The organism is Allobosea sp. 10L422 (assembly GCF_056395345.1).
Window position 1 is genome coordinate 52,220 of the sequence record NZ_JBFTJI010000021.1, and the last position, 15,843, is coordinate 68,062.

The window sequence follows — 15,843 nt, forward strand, 5'->3', positions numbered from 1 at the left end:
GCGGCATTCGAAGGGGCGATACGGCCGTCAGACGGTTCTGGCGGCCTTGGTGCCACGCAAGCGGCGAGCGATGCTGCCGACAACGGGCAGCACCAGAAGCGCGAGCCCGACCGACATCAGCGTCGAGACCAGCGGGTTCGACCAGAAGATCGAGAGCGAGCCCTGGCTGAAGATCATCGACTGGCGGAACGCGTCCTCGGCCTTGTCTCCGATGACCATCGCCAGCACGAGCGGCGCGATCGGATAGTCGAGCTTCTTGAAGACGTAGCCGACGAGCCCGAAGATCAGCGCGAGCCAGATGTCGAACTCCTTGCTCGCGGCGGTATAGGCGCCGATGAAGCAGATCACCACGATGATCGGCCCGATGATCGAGAAGGGGATGCGCAGGATCGAGGCAAAGAGCGGCACCGTCGCCAGCACGATCACCACCGCGACGACGTTGCCGAGATACATCGAGGCGATCAGGCCCCAGACGAAATCCGGCCGGTCGGTGAAGAGCGTGGGGCCGGGGTTGAGCCCCCAGATCATCAGGCCGCCCATCATCACCGCCGCCGTCGCCGAGCCGGGAATGCCGAGCGCCAGCATCGGCAGCATGGCGGCGGAGCCGGCGGCGTGGTCTGCCGTCTCCGGCGCGATCACGCCCTCGGGCTCGCCCTTGCCGAATTTCGCCGGGTTGCGCGAGGAGCGCTTGGCCATGGCGTAGCTCATGAAGGAGGCCGCGGTCGGCCCGCCCGGCGTAATGCCCATCCAGATGCCGATCAGCGAGGACCGGAGCAAGGCGAGCCAGTAGCGCGGCAGCTTCGCGGCGGTGCGCAGCACGTCGCCGATGCGGACCTTGGCGGSGACGCCGTCGAATTTGAGCCCCTCCTCCATGGTCAGCAGCAATTCGCCGATGCCGAACAGGCCGATGACCGCGATCAGGAAGCTGACGCCCGCGAGCAGCACGTCGAACTCGAAGGTGAGACGGACATTGCCGGACACGGAGTCCATGCCGATGGTCGCCAGCGCGAAGCCGATCGCCATCGACACGACCGTCTTGAACGGCGAGGAACCGCCGAGCCCGATGAAGCTCGCGAAGGTCATGAAGTAGACGGCGAAATATTCGGGCGAGGAGAAGCGCAGCGCGAATTTCGCGACCCAGCCGGAGAGCAGCGTGATCAGGATGACGCCGGCCATGGCGCCGAAGCCGGCCGAGAGGAAGGCGAAGGAGAGCGCCTCGGTCGCCTTCCCCTGCTTGGCCATGGGGTGGCCGTCGAAGGTCGTCGCGACCGATGAGGGCTCACCGGGAATGTTGAACAGGATCGAGGTGGTCGAGCCGCCGAAGAGCGCGCCCCAATAGAGCGAGGTCAGCAGGATGATCGCCGAGACCGGSTCCATCGARAAGGTCAGCGGCAGCAGCAGCGAGACGCCGTTGGGGGCGCCGAGCCCCGGCAGGACGCCGACGAGCACGCCGAGCAGCACGCCGGCCATCATCAGCAGGATATGATGTGTGGTGAGCGCGACCGAGAAGCCGTGCATCAGGTTGGCGACGTTGTCCATGCTGATATCCCCGCCGCTTTCAGAGGCCGATGAGCGGCTCGATCGGGCCTTTGAGCAGGCCGATCTGGAAGAATTTTTCGAGCGAGAAATAGAAGAACGCCGCCGTCGCAAAGGCCGTGACCAGGGTCGGCAGCCAGCCATAACCACCCTGGAAGCGCATCGCGAAGACGAGGTAGAGGATCGTCGCGACATACATGCCGAGCGTCGCGCTGATGACGACGAAGGCAATCAGCGGCAGGAGGAATGAAAGCACGCGCTTGCCGCGCTCGGCATCGAGGAAGGACTCGGCGAGTACCGCCTTGCCGGCGACGCGCTGGCCGACCGTCATGGCGAGCGTGCCGAGGCTCGCGAGCGCGATCAGCGCACCCGCATAGAAGGGGAAAGCGCCGGGTTGCGGGCCGGACGTATCCCAGCCGATGCCGAATTCGAGCGAGCCCTTCACGATGACGAGCCCGAAGACGAGCGTCAGGATCGCGGTCCCGATCTCGGCCCAAAAGCGGGTGATCATGCGGTGGGTTCTCCCTTTCAGGGCTTGCACGTCATGGCCGGGCTTGACCCGGCCATCTCGGAAACCAGCCTTCGCGTCATGAGATTCCCGGGTCGACGCGTCGCGCCGCCCGGGAATGACGATCGCACCTTACTTCGCGACCCAGCCTTCGTTTTCGAAGACCTTCTTGTTCGCGGCCTCGTCCTTGGCGACGAAGTCGGTGAGCTCCTTGCCCTTCATGAAGCGGGCGGTCTGGGCGGTGCGCTGCACGAACTCCTGCCATTCCGGCGTCTTGGAGACCTTCTCCAGAAGGTCTGCATAGTAGGCCACCGCATCGGCAGGAACCTCGGCCGGCAGCCAGACGGTGCGCGGCATCTGGAAGGTCTCGAGCGGCAGGCCCGCCTCCTTGCAGGTCGGGATATCGCCCCAGCCCTTGCCCTCGAAGACCGGATCGCTCTTGGCGAGGCGGACCGGCGAGAAGACGCAGAGCGGCTTCACCTGCCCGGCCTTCCACTGGCCGATGTTCTCGTTGGGATTGTTGACGTTGGAATCGATATGGCCGCCGGCGAGCTGCACGGCCGCCGCGCTGCCGCCCTGGAACGGGACGTAGATCCACTTCACGCCGGACGCGTCCTGGATCATCGAAGTCAGCGTCTGGTCGGTGTCCTTGGACTGGCTGCCGCCCATCTTGAAGCCCATCGGCTTGGCCTTGACCGCCTCGATATAGGATTTGGCGTCGGCATAGGGGGCGTCGCCCTTCACCCAGAGCAGGAACTCGTCGAGCGCCAGCGAGGCGACGGGTGTCAGATCCGTGAACTTGTAGCCGAGCTTGGCGACATAGGGCAGCAGATAGGCGTTGTTGGTGCCGAAGATGACGCGGTTCGGATCGCCCTTGCCGCCCTTGCCATAGACATAGCCCTCGGCGCCGGAGCCGCCGCCCTTGTTCACCACAACGATCGGCTGCTCCGTGAACTTGTGCTTGGTGATGATCGACTGGATCACGCGGGCAAAATTGTCGGTGCCCCCGCCGGCGCCCGAGGTCACGACGAACTCGATCGGCTTGGTCGGCTCCCAGGCCTGCGCCGCGCTGGCGCCGCCGAGCGCGATCGCGCCAGCGAATACAGCCGAGATGGCAATGGTCTTCATGATGATTTTTCTCCCTAGGAACTGGATTTTTGCGACGCCGCTCTTGTTGGCGGCTTCACTGAAAGCAGCGGGAATTCAGGCCGCAGCGCGCGCCCCGGCCTTTCCGTCCTGAGCCATCTTGATCGCGAGCGACAGTGCCGCGCGCGTCGCGCCGAGATTGGCGATGCCCTTGCCCGCAATCTCATAGGCCGTGCCATGAGCCGGCGTGCAGATCGGGAAGGGGAAGCCGCCGATCAGCGTGACGCCGCGGTCGAAGCCGATCAGCTTCATCGCGATCTGGCCCTGGTCATGATACATGGTCAGCACGGCATCGAAATCGCCGTTCCTGGCGCGCAGGAAGACGGTGTCGGAGGGGAACGGCCCCTCGACGGTGAAGCCCTTGGCCTTCGCCGCAGCAACCGCCGGCTCGATCGTCTCGATTTCGTCGCGGCCGAAATTGCCGCCGTCGCCGGCATGCGGATTGATGCCCGCGACCGCGATGCGCGGCGGGTTGAAGCCGGCCGCGCGCAGATTGGCGTCCGCCAGGGTCAGCGCCCGCAGGATGCGCTCCTGCGTGATGTTCTGCGCCACCTCCGAAAGCGGGATGTGCGAGGTCACGCGGGCGTTCCAGAGCTTGTCGAGGATGTTGAACTCACTCGCCGCCCCTTCGAAGCCGATGGCGTCGCGCACGAAGCGGATCTCGTCGTCATAGCCGGGATAGGCGAAGCGCATCGCCGCCTTGTTGAACGGCGTGAAGAACACCGCATCGGCCTTGCCGGAGGCGGCGAACTGCAGCGCTCGGCGGAAATTCTCGGTCGCAGCCTTGCCGCCAGCGAGCGTCGCGGTGCCACGCTTGAGATCGGCGGGATCATGGTTGGCGAGGTCGACGAAGACAGGTTTGTCGCCGAGCGGCAACGCTTCGCCATCCCCGACGACCTGAACCTGCGGGTCGGCGCCGCCATCCTTGATACCGAGGTCGAGCAGCCGCTTGTCGCCGAAGACGACATAGCGCGCGGCAGCCCTGAGATCGGCCTCCGAGAGAATGCGGGCCGTCAGCTCCGGGCTGATGCCCGAGGGATCGCCCATCGCCACGGCGATCACCGGCAGGGCTTCGTTCATCCGCTCGCTCATGGCCGCACTCCGCTGCCTGGAATTGTTTGTCGGCCCTCTCGCTAACACAGGCACCGCGTCGCCTCAAGTATGCTGTATGCAGCATAACGAGATTGCTGTAGTCATCGCCAAAAGCGCGGACCACGCCGTCATCGGCCGCGCCGGGAGGAGCCTGATGAATTTCCACGCGCATTACGCCGGGATCACCGAGCCGGTCGAAACCTGCCTCGTCGGCAGCGGCAGCTTCGGTCGCAGCTATCTGGCGCAGTCGCRCCGCACGCGGCTGGTCAATGCGCGCATCGCCGTCGACATGTCGGCGGAAGCCGCCGGGCGCGCCTTCGCCGCCGCCGGTTTCGCACCGTCCGAAATCGCCCTGTGCGAGACGGCAACGCAAGCACGCGCGGCTTGGGACAGCGGCAAATGCGTCGCGGCCGCCAGCCTCGACATCGTCCTCGACTTGCCCTTCCAGCTGCTCGTCGAGGCGACCGGCAGCCCGGAAGGCGCGACGCAATACAGCCTCGCCGCGATCGAGGCCGGCCGCCATGTCGCACTGGTCTCGAAGGAGGCCGACAGCGTCGTCGGTCCGGGGCTGGCGCGGCTGGCGCAGCAGAAGGGTGTGGTGGTGACGCCGGTCGACGGCGATCAACCCAGCCTGCTGATCGCGCTGGCGAGCTGGGCCGAGGTGCTTGGTCTCGACATCATCGCCGCCGGCAAGTCGAGCGAATACGATTTCGTCCTCGACGCCGCCACCGGCGATGTCGCCTGCAACGGCGTGACCCGCCATCTCCCGGCGTTGCGCGAGCACTGGCTGCCGGGCTCCCGCTCCATCGTCGCCAATGCGGCTGAACGCGCCCGCGTTCTGGGCGAGGCCTTCCCGCTGCGGGCCGTGCCGGATCTCTGCGAGATGACGCTGGTCGCCAACGCGCTCGGCTTCTCCGCCGATACCGCCGGTTTCCATGCGCCGCCGGCGCGCATCCCGGAGCTTGCCGACCTCTTCGCGGAGCGCGACGAGGGCGGCCTCATGTCGGGCACGCGGCGCATCGACGTTTTCCATCATCTGCGGCTGGCGGAAGAAGCCAGCTTCGCCGGCGGCGTCTTCATCGTCGTGCGCTGCGACAATGCCGAGACCTGGGAGATGCTCGCCGGCAAGGGCCATGTCGTCAGCCGCAGCGGCCGGACTGCGGCGCTCTACCTGCCCCGCCATCTGCTGGGCGTCGAGGTCGCCACCTCCATCCTCGATGCCGCCGGCCTCGGCCGCTCCGGCTATGGCGGGGATTACAGGCCACGGCAGGATCTCGTCGCGGTGGCGCAGCGCGACCTTGCCGCCGGCACGGTGCTGAAGATGGGCGGGCATCATCACAGCATCGACGGCATCGGTGCCGAGGTGCGGCCCGCCGCCCCGCTCGCAGCCGACCGCCCTGCCCCGTTCTACCTCGTCGCCGACCGGCCGCTCGTCCGCCCCGTCAAGGCCGGCGAGGCGATCCGCCTCGGCGATGTCGAGATCGGCGGGGATTCCGGCCTGCTGGCGATGCGACACCGCCAGGACGCACTCTTCGCCGCGGTTTGACAGCACTGACGCCGCGTGCCGTAACGGAGCAGCCGAAGACAATGGAGCAGCGATGAGCGAGACGGCGGCCGACTTCCCCCGGATCACGCGGCGGACCTTGCATGACGAGGTCCTGGAGCGGGTGCGCGACATGATCATCGAGGGGCAGCTCGCCCCCGGTCAGCGCATCAACGAGGGTCTCGTCGGCGCGCAGCTCGGCGTCTCGCGGACGCCGCTGCGCGAAGCGATCAAGACGCTCGCCAGCGAGGGGCTCGTCGAGATCCTGCCGGCCAAGGGCGCCGTTGTCCGCAAGTTCTCGGCGCGCGACCTCGCCGACATCCTCGAAGTCATCAAGAGCCTGGAGCAACTCGGCGGCCGGATCGCCTGCGCCCAGGCCAGCGACGCCACGATCGAAGCGATCCACAAGATGCACCGGGACATGCTGGCGCTCTACGCGACGCGCGACCGGCTCGACTATTTCAAGCTGAACCAGGCCATTCACAGCGCCATCGTCGCCGCCTCCGGCAACGCGGTGCTGCTGGAGATGCACACCACCCTGCAGTCGCGCATCAAGCGGCTGCGCTTCGTCGGCAATGAAGGCCCCGAGAAATGGGCAGGCGCGGTCGCCGAGCACGAGGAGATGATGGCGGCCCTGCTCGAGCGCGACGCCGACGCCCTGTCGGAGGCGATCGGCCGTCATATGGATGTGACCTTGCTGCGCGTGCGCGAGGTGCTCTAGCGGCTCCAGGGGCCGGTCTCGGGCTTCTGCGAGGTGGCCTCCGGGGCGATGCGGAACGCGCCGCGCAATCGTTTACCCTCCCTTCCGCAGGCAGAAAAACGCCTGTGGAAACGACTATTCGCGCCCCCCGACTTTCAATAAGCTGTTGACAAGGCGGCTCGGGGAATTCCGCCCACGAAGCTTCCGATACAACGGGGCCATCGTCCGCACACGGCGGTGGAAGAGGCGTTCAAGGAGACATCCATGAAGAAAATTCTGTTGGCGACGCTGTCGGCCTCCGCGCTGATGGCGGCGCAGCCCCTGATGGCGAAGACGCTGGTCTATTGCTCCGAGGGCAGCCCTGAGAACTTCGCGCCGAGCGTGAACACGACCGGCACCTCCTTCGACGCGAACACCCAGATCTACGACACCATCGTCCAGTTCGAGCGCGGCGGCACCAGGGTCCAGCCGGCGCTCGCCGAGAAATGGGACATCTCGCCGGATGGACTGACCTACACCTTCCACCTGCGCAAGGGCGTGAAGTGGCATTCGAACAAGACCTTCAAGCCGACGCGCGACTTCAACGCCGACGACGTGATGTTCATGATCGAGCGGCAGTGGAAGGAGGACCACCCGTTCTTCAAGGTGACGAGCTCGAACCACTCCTACTTCAACGACATGGGCATGCCCAAGCTGCTGAAGTCGGTCGAAAAGGTCGATGACTACACGGTCAAGATCACGCTGAACCAACCGGAGGCGCCGTTCCTSTCMGACCTYGCSATGCAATATGCCAGCRTSCAGTCGAAGGAATATGCCGATGCGATGCTGAAGGCGGGGACGCCCGAGAAGCTCGATCAGGACCCGCTCGGCACCGGCCCGTTCTATCTGGTGCAGTACCAGAAGGACGCGATCATCCGCTACAAGGCCTTCCCGGAATACTGGGCGGGCAAGGCGAAGATCGACGACCTCATCTTCGCGATCACGCCGGACGCCTCGGTGCGCTGGGCCAAGCTCCAGAAGGGCGAATGCCATGTCATGCCCTATCCGAACCCGGCCGATCTCGATGCGATCAGGAAGGACGCCAATGTCCAGATCCTCGAGCAGCCCGGCCTGAACATCGGCTATCTCGCCTACAACACGACCAAGAAGCCCTTCGACGACGTCAAGGTGCGCCGCGCCGTCAACAAGGCGATCAACAAGAAGGCGATCATCGACGCGGTCTATCTCTCCAGCGGCATCGCGGCGATCAACCCGATCCCGCCGTCGATGTGGTCCTACAACGAGACCATCAAGGACGACCCCTATGATCCGGAGGCGGCCAAGAAGGAGCTCGCCGAGGCCGGCTATCCGAACGGGATGGAGATCGACCTCTGGGCCATGCCGGTGCAGCGCCCCTACAACCCGAACGCCAAGCGCATCGCCGAGCTGATGCAGGCGGATCTCGCCAAGGTCGGCGTCAAGGCCGAGATCAAGAGCTTCGAATGGGGCGAGTACCGCAAGCGCATGCAGGCGGGCGAGCACCAGACGGGCATGCTGGGCTGGACCGGCGACAACGGTGACCCGGACAACTTCCTGCACACGCTGCTCGGCTGCGATTCGGCCAAGACCAACGGCTCGAACGTCGCCAAGTTCTGCTACAAGCCTTTCGAGGATCTGGTGGTGAAGGCGAAGACCGTGACCGACCAGGCGGAGCGCGAAAAGCTCTACCGGCAGGCGCAGGTGGTGTTCAAGGAGCAGTCGCCCTGGTTCACCATCGCCCATGCGGTGCAGCTGAAGCCCGTCCGCAAGGAAGTGAAGGACTTCAAGCTCTCGCCGTTCAGCCGCCACGTCTTCTACGGCGTCGACATCGCCAACTGAGTCGAGGAGCCAGCCGCGCCCCGACCCGGCGCGGCTGATGCATGCCAGATGACGCGGCCCCGGCGGGGCCGCGTTCCGGGAGGCGGAGACGATGGGGCACGACGCCCCGCGCCCGATCCCCCTCCCGCCTGTCCCGAGAGAAACGTCCATGTCCGTTCGTGCCCGCTCCTTCGCCCTGACGCTGGGGCTGAGCGCCCTTGCGCTACCCGCCGCCGCCAACGCCCAGGCGCTGGTCGTCTGCTCCGAAGCCAGTCCCGATTTCCTGAACCCGCAATTCAGCAGCCAGAACACGGCCTACGATGTGGCGGCGCAGATCTATGAGCGCCTGACGGCGACGGAACGCGGCGGCTCGCAGATCATCCCGAGCCTCGCCGAGTCCTGGACGATTTCCGAGGACGCGCTGACCTACACCTTCAAGCTGCGCAAGGGCGTGAAATGGCACGCCAACAAGGCCTTCACGCCGACGCGCGAGTTCAACGCCGACGACGTGGTCTTCTCCTTCGAGCGGATGTTCGATGCGAGCAACCCCTACAACAAGGTCGGCAGCGGCAATTACCAGTTCTTCAGCGAGATCGTGAAGCCGAGCCTGAAGTCGATCGAGAAGGTCGACGACTACACAGTCAAGCTCACGCTGACCAAACCGAACTCGCCGATGCTGTCTGCTCTCACGGTCGAGCCGATGTCGATCCTCTCGGCCGAATACGCAGCCGCAATGCTGAAGGCCGGCACGCCCGAGCAGGTCGATTTCGCGCCGATCGGCACCGGCCCCTTCTCGCTGCTCTCCTATCAGAAGGACGCGATCATCCGCTTCAAGGCGGTGCCGGATCACTGGACCAAGGCCGTCGGCAACCGCGACCGCATGGCGCTGGTCAACGACCTGATCTTCGTGATCACCCCCGATGCCGCGGTGCGCTTCGCCAAGGTGCGCTCGGGCGAATGCCAGATCGCGCGCTACCCCAATCCCGGTGACCTGCCGGCGATGAAGACCGAGCCGACGATCAACCTGTTGCAGGGCAGCATCGCCGATCAGAGCTTCCTTGCCTTCAACCAGCAGAAAAAGCCCTTCGGCGACAAGCGGGTGCGCGAGGCGCTGGCCTACGCCACCAACATCCCCGCGATCATCGACGCGGTCTATCAGGGCACCGGCAACCCGACGGCGGCGGCGGTTCCGCCTTCGCTCTGGTCGCACAACACCGAGCTCAAGCCGCGTCCCTATGATCCGGAGAAGGCCAAGGCATTGCTGGCCGAGGCCGGGTATCCGAACGGCTTCGAGACGACGCTCTGGGCCATCCCCGTCGTGCGCGCCTATATGCCGAACGGCCGGCGCGCGGCCGAACTGATCCAAGCCGACTGGGCAAAGATCGGCGTCAAGGCGACGATCCAGACCTTCGAATGGGGCGAATACCTCAAGCGCGGCCGGGCCGGCGACCACGAAGTGGGCATGTTCGGCTACACCTGGGATTATCCCGATCCGAGCCAGATCCTGCTCTCGGGCTGGACCTGCGAGGGCGTGAAGACCGGGGCCAATCGCGCGCGCTGGTGCAACCAGGAGGCCTCGGATGCGCTCGCCAAGGCGAACACGATCACCGACCAGGGCGAACGGACCAAGCTCTACAAGCGTTTCCAGGAGCTGTTCCACGAGGATGTGGCGGGCCTGCTCTTCGCCAATGCGCAGGCTTTCACGCCGGTGCGCAAGGAAGTGAAGGACTACAAGATCCACTTCTTCGGAGGACAGCCGTTCTACGGCGTATCGATCGCGAAATAAGACCCGAACGCCCGACGATCACCGGCGCCGGCAGAGCATTCATTGCTTTTCCGGCGCCGAAAAATTTCGTATTGTTGCGCCAGAATTCCCGAACGTTCTCAAGTATTTCGTGATCAAATACGCGAGAACCGCGATACCCCTCCACGGTTTTTGTCATCGCGTTCTTGATCTTTCGTGGATTCTGGTGTTTCCGCTGCGCCGGAATTCGAACTCGACTAAAGTGACAAGACAGGCCGCCGCGCAGGACGACATGCTCCGGCCGACAAGAATGGCAGAACCATGCTGCGCTTCATCTTCACCCGGCTGAGCCTGGTCATCCCGACCTTCATCGGCATCACGCTGCTGGCCTTCTTCCTGGTGCGGCTCGTGCCGGGCGACCCGATCGAGACCATGGCTGGCGAGCGCGGCATCGACGCCGCTCGCCATGCCCAGCTGCTCACGGAATACGGCCTCGACCGGCCGCTGCTCGTCCAATACGGCAAATATATCGAGCGTGTCGTCCAGGGCGATCTCGGCAAGTCGATCGTGACGCGCGAGAACGTCCTGACCGAGTTCGGGCAGCTCTTCCCGGCGACCATAGAGCTCGCGCTCTGCGCCATCCTGATCGCGCTGATCGTCGGGCTGCCGGCCGGCATCATCGCGGCGGTGAAGCGAAACTCGATCTTCGACCATGGCGTGATGGGCATCTCGCTGACCGGTTACTCCATGCCGATYTTCTGGTGGGGCCTGCTGYTGATCCTGCTGTTCTCSGTGCAGCTCGGCATCACGCCGGTCTCSGGCCGCATYGCGGTGCARTACTTCATCGAACCTGTCACCGGCTTCCTGACCATCGACAGCCTGCTAGCCGGCGACGTCGACGCCTTCTGGTCGGCGCTGTCGCATCTCGTGCTGCCGGCGATCGTGCTCGGCACCGTGCCGCTCGCGGTCATCGCGCGCATGACGCGCTCGGCGATGCTCGAGGTGCTCGGCGAGGACTATATCCGCACAGCGCGGGCCAAGGGCATGGCGCCGATCCGGGTCGTCGCGCTGCATGCGCTGCGAAACGCGCTGATCCCGGTCGTCACCGTCATCGGGCTGCAGGTCGGCACGCTCTTCACCGGCGCGATCCTCACCGAGACGATCTTCTCCTGGCCSGGCGTCGGCAAATGGCTGATCGAGGCGATCAGYCGGCGCGACTAYCCSGTSCTSCAGGGCGGCACGCTGCTGCTCGGCATGGTCGTGATGAGCGTCAACCTCTTCGTCGACCTGCTCTACGGCCTGATCAACCCGCGCATCAGGCACGCCAAATGAACCGCCCTTCGCATTTCAGCTCCCATTGGAGCCCTCGTCCATGAGCGCAGAAACCCTCGAAGCCCCAGCCGTCGCCGCACCGAGCGGCACGCCGCCCCATCCGGCGCGCGAGTTCTGGACCTATTTCAGCGCCAATCGCGGCGCAGTTGCCGGGCTCGTCGTCATCGTGCTGGTGCTGCTCTGCGCGCTGTTCGCGCCGATCATCGCACCGCATGATCCCAATCTGACCAATAATGCGGTCTTCCTGAAGCCGCCGTTCTGGCAGGAGGGCGGATCGCTCTCCTATCCGCTCGGCACCGACGCCATCGGCCGCGACATCCTCTCGCGCCTGCTCTACGGCGCGCGGCTCTCGCTGGTGATCGGCATCTTCGTCGTCGCGGTCGCCATCGTCGTCGGCATCGTGCTCGGGCTGATCGCCGGCTACTTCAAGGGCATCGCCGATATCGCGATCATGCGGCTGATGGACATCCTGATGACGATGCCGAGCCTGCTGCTCGCCATCGTCATCGTCGCAATCCTCGGCCCCGGCCTGATGAACGCGATGCTCGCCGTCGCCATCGTCGTGCTGCCGCACTATGTCCGCATCACACGCGCCGCGGTCATCACCGAAGCCAGCAAGGATTATGTCATCGCGGCCAAGGTCAGCGGCGCGCAGACGGTCCGGCTGCTGTTCTCCGAGATCCTGCCGAACTGCGCCGCGCCCCTGATCGTGCAGGCGACGCTCGGCGTCTCCACGGCGATCCTCGATGCCGCGGCACTGGGCTTCCTCGGCCTCGGCGCCCAGCCGCCAACCCCGGAATGGGGCACGATGCTCGCCGATGCGCGCGAGTTCGTGCTGCGCGCCTGGTGGGTCGTCACCTTCCCGGGCCTCGCCATCCTCATCACCGTGCTCGCCTTCAACCTCCTGGGTGACGGCCTGCGCGATGCGCTCGACCCCAAGCTGAAGCGCTGAACCATGCCCCTGCTCGAAATCGAAAACCTCAGCGTCGAATTCCCGACATCGCAGGGAACGCTGCGCGCCGTCGACCGCATCGACCTCACCCTCGACGAGGGCGAGGTTCTCGGCGTGGTCGGTGAATCCGGCTCCGGCAAATCAGTCACCATGCTCGCGCTGATGGGCCTCGTTGGCTATCCCGGCCGCGTCCGCGCCGACAAGCTGCGCTTCGACGGCCGCGATCTCCTGACCATGTCCGCCCGCGAGCGCCGCCAGCTCACCGGCAAGGACGTGGCGATGATCTTCCAGGAGCCGAGCACCAGCCTCAATCCCTGCTTCACCATCGGGTTCCAGCTCGCCGAGACGCTGCGTAAGCACGAGCGTATGGACGGCAAGGCCGCCAAGCGCCGGGCGATCGAGCTGCTGGAACAGGTCGGCATCCCCGCTCCGGAAAGCCGCCTCAAGGCTTATCCCCACCAGCTCTCGGGCGGCATGAACCAACGCGTGATGATCGCGATGGCGATCGCCTGCAATCCGCGCCTGCTGATCGCCGACGAGCCGACCACGGCGCTCGACGTTACCATCCAGGCCCAGATCCTCGAATTGCTGATGTCGCTGCAACGCGAGCGCGGCATGGCGCTCGTCCTCATCACCCACAATATGGGCGTCGTCGCCGAGACGGCGCAGCGCATCATGGTGATGTATGCCGGGCAGATCATGGAGGAGCGCAAGGTCGACGCTTTGTTCGCCGACCCGCAGCACCCCTATTCGGCCGCGCTGCTTGCCGCCCTGCCCGAGCGCAGCGAGAATGCAAGCCGCCTCGCCACCATCCCCGGCATGGTGCCCGGCCTCAACGACCGGCCGAAGGGCTGCCTGTTCAGCCCGCGCTGCGCCTATGCGACCGAGCATTCGCGCAATGTCCAGCCGGAGCTGCGCCCCTGGCAGGATGGGCGCGTGCGCTGCCACTACCCGCTCGGCGATCCGCAGCGCGACGCCGAACGCGCCCGCGACGAAGCCGGCCGGGCAAAGGAGGCCGTGCGATGAGCAACCCCGTCATCGAGGCGCGTGAACTCACGCAGATCTATCCGGTCAAGCAGGGGCTCTTCCGCCCGCCGGCGCAGCTTCAGGCTGTGAACAAGGTGTCCTTCTCGGTCGAGGCCGGCCGGACGCTCGCCGTCGTCGGCGAGTCCGGCTGCGGAAAGTCGACGCTCGCCCGCATGGCGACGCTGATCGAGACGCCCACCTCGGGCGCGCTGACGCTGGACGGACTCGACGCCGTCAACCCGCCCGCCGGCGAGCGCAAGCGCCTGCGCCGCACGGTGCAGTTCGTCTTCCAGAACCCCTATGGCTCGCTCAATCCGCGCAAGAAGATCGGCACGATCCTGGAGGAGCCGCTCAAGATCAACACCGACCTTTCCAAGGCCGAGCGCACCGAAAAGGCGCGCGCGATGATGGCCAAGGTCGGCCTGCGCCCCGAGCACTATGCCCGCTATCCGCACATGTTCTCGGGCGGCCAGCGCCAGCGCATCGCGATCGCCCGGGCGCTGATCCTCTCGCCCAAGGTCGTGGTGGCGGACGAGCCAGTCTCGGCGCTCGACATCTCCATTCAGGCGCAGGTGCTCAACCTGCTGGCGGATCTGCAGGAGGAGCTGAAGCTCGCCTATCTCTTCATCTCGCACGACCTCAGCGTCGTCCGTCACATCGCCCATGATGTGATGGTGATGTATCTGGGCAATGCCATCGAGCACGGACCGAAGGAGCGCATCTACGCCCGGCCGCTGCACCCGTATACGCAGGCGCTGCTGGCTTCGACGCCGCGCGTCGATGCCGGCAAGCGCGAGCGCATCGTGCTGCGCGGCGAATTGCCCTCCCCGCTCAACCCGCCGAAGGGCTGCGTGTTCTCGACCCGCTGCCCCTATGTCACCGACCGCTGCCGGGCCGAGCGCCCCGAGAAACGCGAGATCGACGGCCGGCAGGTCGCCTGTCACTACGCCGAGGACTTCCTCGCCAAGGCGGCGTGACCGCTAGATCGCCGTGCGTCCTATCGGACGCAAAGTGGCGATCCATCTCGTTGTTTGAGCACCGGATTTCTCCGAAAAGTGGATCTCACTTTTCGGCCCGATGCTTTGGGCTCCGGCAGGTCTTGCCGAAGCGCCGGCCGACGCGATAGCTCTCGCTGCGCGCGCCATCTGGTATGGCGCTGCCTGACGAGTGGGGTCGAGATGTCCATTGCGGCGAAACTGACGGAGCGCTTCCTGCGCTATGTCGCGGTCGAGAGCCAGAGCGACGCGCAGGCGACGAACCTGCCCACGACGCCCGGACAGCAGCGCCTCGCCGCCCTTCTCGCCGAGGAACTCAAAGCCCTCGGTCTCGCCGATATCGTCATCGACGAGCACGCCACCGTCACCGCGCGCAAGACCGGCACGCGCCCGGGCGCGCCGCGCATCGGCTTCATCGCCCATCTCGATACGGTCGATGTCGGGCTCTCGCCGGTGATCCGCCCGCAGATCCTGCGCTTCGAAGGGCAGGATCTCTGCCTCAACCGCGAGCGGGACATCTGGCTGCGCGTCGCGGAGCACCCGCAGCTCGAACCATGGGCCGGCGCGGACGTCATCGTCGGCGACGGCACCAGCGTGCTCGGCGCCGACAACAAGGCGGCCATCGCCGCAGTCGTGACACTGCTCGCCGAGCTCGGGCCCGAGGACGCCCATGGCGACATCCTCGTCGCCTTCGTGCCGGACGAGGAGATCGGGTTGCGCGGGGCCAAGGCGCTCGATCTCACGCGCTTTGCCTGCGACTTCGCCTATACGATCGATGCCTGCGAGTTGGGCGAGGTCGTCATCGAGAACTTCAACGCGGCCCAGGGTGAGATCAGCTTCACCGGCGTCAGCGCCCATCCGATGTCGGCCAAGGGCGTGCTGGTCAATCCGCTGCTGATGGCGATGGATTTCATCGCTGAGTTCGACCGGAGCGAGACGCCTGAGAACACCGAGGGGCGCGAAGGCTATTTCTGGTTCACCGAGATCGTCGCCGGCCAGAGCGAAGCCAGGCTGAAAGTGATGATCCGCGAGTTCGACAAGGCGCGGTTCGAACAGCGCAAGCGCCGCATCGGCGCGGTCACGGAACTGATCGCGCGGCGCTATCCGACGGGACGGGTCTCGTCTGACGTCAGCGACACCTACGGCAACATCCATGACAGCCTGGGTGACGACCGCCGCTCGGTCGATCTGCTCCTCGCGGCGCTGGACGAGCTGAAGATCGCGCCGAAACTGATCCCGATGCGCGGCGGCACGGACGGGGCGGCGCTTTCGGCACGCGGGCTGCCGACGCCGAATTTCTTCACCGGCGGCTGCAATTTTCACTCGCGCTTCGAGTTCCTGCCCGTGCCGGCTTTCGTGAAATCCTACGAAACCGCACGCATGATCTGCCGGCTGGCGGCGGAGCGTGGCTGAGGACAGCGCCTCGCCTTCAG

General features: G+C 65.8%; 13 protein-coding genes. 9 read left to right on the forward strand and 4 right to left on the reverse strand.

Going from position 1 to position 15,843, the window contains the following annotated elements:
* Positions 1-27: 27 nt before the first annotated feature.
* The 4 genes from AC1DEZ_RS26440 to AC1DEZ_RS26455 all read right to left on the reverse strand — a co-directional run bounded on the left by AC1DEZ_RS26440 (position 28) and on the right by AC1DEZ_RS26455 (position 4,282).
* Positions 28-1,539 carry a tripartite tricarboxylate transporter permease gene (locus AC1DEZ_RS26440; RefSeq protein WP_476781175.1) on the reverse strand — a complete coding sequence of 504 codons (1,512 nt, stop codon included), beginning with the start codon at positions 1,537-1,539 and terminating at the stop codon, positions 28-30.
* Positions 1,540-1,558: 19 nt separating this feature from the next.
* A complete protein-coding gene (locus AC1DEZ_RS26445; RefSeq protein ID WP_441513551.1) occupies positions 1,559-2,047 on the reverse strand; it encodes a tripartite tricarboxylate transporter TctB family protein in 489 nt (162 codons plus the stop codon).
* Positions 2,048-2,176: 129 nt separating this feature from the next.
* A complete protein-coding gene (locus AC1DEZ_RS26450) occupies positions 2,177-3,172 on the reverse strand; it encodes a Bug family tripartite tricarboxylate transporter substrate binding protein (RefSeq protein ID WP_441513550.1) in 996 nt (331 codons plus the stop codon).
* 75 nt (positions 3,173-3,247) lie between these two features.
* Entirely contained in the window at positions 3,248-4,282 is a 1,035-nt protein-coding gene (locus AC1DEZ_RS26455; protein ID WP_476781176.1) for a 4-hydroxythreonine-4-phosphate dehydrogenase PdxA, read from the reverse strand.
* 154 nt (positions 4,283-4,436) lie between these two features.
* On the opposite strand from AC1DEZ_RS26455, the gene AC1DEZ_RS26460 reads away from it, so the two are divergent.
* The 9 genes from AC1DEZ_RS26460 (at position 4,437) to pepT (ending at position 15,823) form a co-directional block, all read left to right on the forward strand.
* The gene (locus AC1DEZ_RS26460; protein WP_476781177.1) at positions 4,437-5,828 is read left to right on the forward strand and encodes a flagellar biosynthesis protein FlgA; all 1,392 of its coding nucleotides are present in this window, start codon (positions 4,437-4,439) and stop codon (positions 5,826-5,828) included.
* 52 nt (positions 5,829-5,880) lie between these two features.
* On the forward strand, positions 5,881-6,546 hold the full coding sequence (locus AC1DEZ_RS26465) for a GntR family transcriptional regulator (protein ID WP_441513547.1): 666 nt from the start codon (positions 5,881-5,883) through the stop codon (positions 6,544-6,546).
* 243 nt (positions 6,547-6,789) lie between these two features.
* Complete coding sequence (locus tag AC1DEZ_RS26470) at positions 6,790-8,382, forward strand: ABC transporter substrate-binding protein (protein WP_476781178.1); 1,593 nt, start codon at positions 6,790-6,792, stop codon at positions 8,380-8,382.
* 148 nt (positions 8,383-8,530) lie between these two features.
* Positions 8,531-10,147 (forward strand): ABC transporter substrate-binding protein, encoded by a 1,617-nt coding sequence (locus AC1DEZ_RS26475; protein WP_476781179.1) that lies wholly within the window; start codon positions 8,531-8,533, stop codon positions 10,145-10,147.
* Between the two features lie 279 nt (positions 10,148-10,426).
* Positions 10,427-11,437 carry an ABC transporter permease subunit gene (locus tag AC1DEZ_RS26480; RefSeq protein WP_441513544.1) on the forward strand — a complete coding sequence of 337 codons (1,011 nt, stop codon included), beginning with the start codon at positions 10,427-10,429 and terminating at the stop codon, positions 11,435-11,437.
* Between the two features lie 40 nt (positions 11,438-11,477).
* Positions 11,478-12,389 (forward strand): ABC transporter permease subunit, encoded by a 912-nt coding sequence (locus AC1DEZ_RS26485; protein ID WP_441513543.1) that lies wholly within the window; start codon positions 11,478-11,480, stop codon positions 12,387-12,389.
* 3 nt (positions 12,390-12,392) lie between these two features.
* Positions 12,393-13,415 (forward strand): ABC transporter ATP-binding protein, encoded by a 1,023-nt coding sequence (locus AC1DEZ_RS26490; protein WP_476781180.1) that lies wholly within the window; start codon positions 12,393-12,395, stop codon positions 13,413-13,415.
* Positions 13,412-14,392: a peptide ABC transporter ATP-binding protein gene (locus AC1DEZ_RS26495; protein WP_476781181.1), complete on the forward strand. Its 981-nt coding sequence runs from the start codon at positions 13,412-13,414 to the stop codon at positions 14,390-14,392. The genes AC1DEZ_RS26490 and AC1DEZ_RS26495 overlap by 4 nt, the downstream gene beginning before the upstream one ends.
* 201 nt (positions 14,393-14,593) lie before the next feature.
* Complete coding sequence (gene pepT, locus AC1DEZ_RS26500) at positions 14,594-15,823, forward strand: peptidase T (RefSeq protein ID WP_476781182.1); 1,230 nt, start codon at positions 14,594-14,596, stop codon at positions 15,821-15,823.
* Positions 15,824-15,843 lie beyond the last annotated feature (20 nt).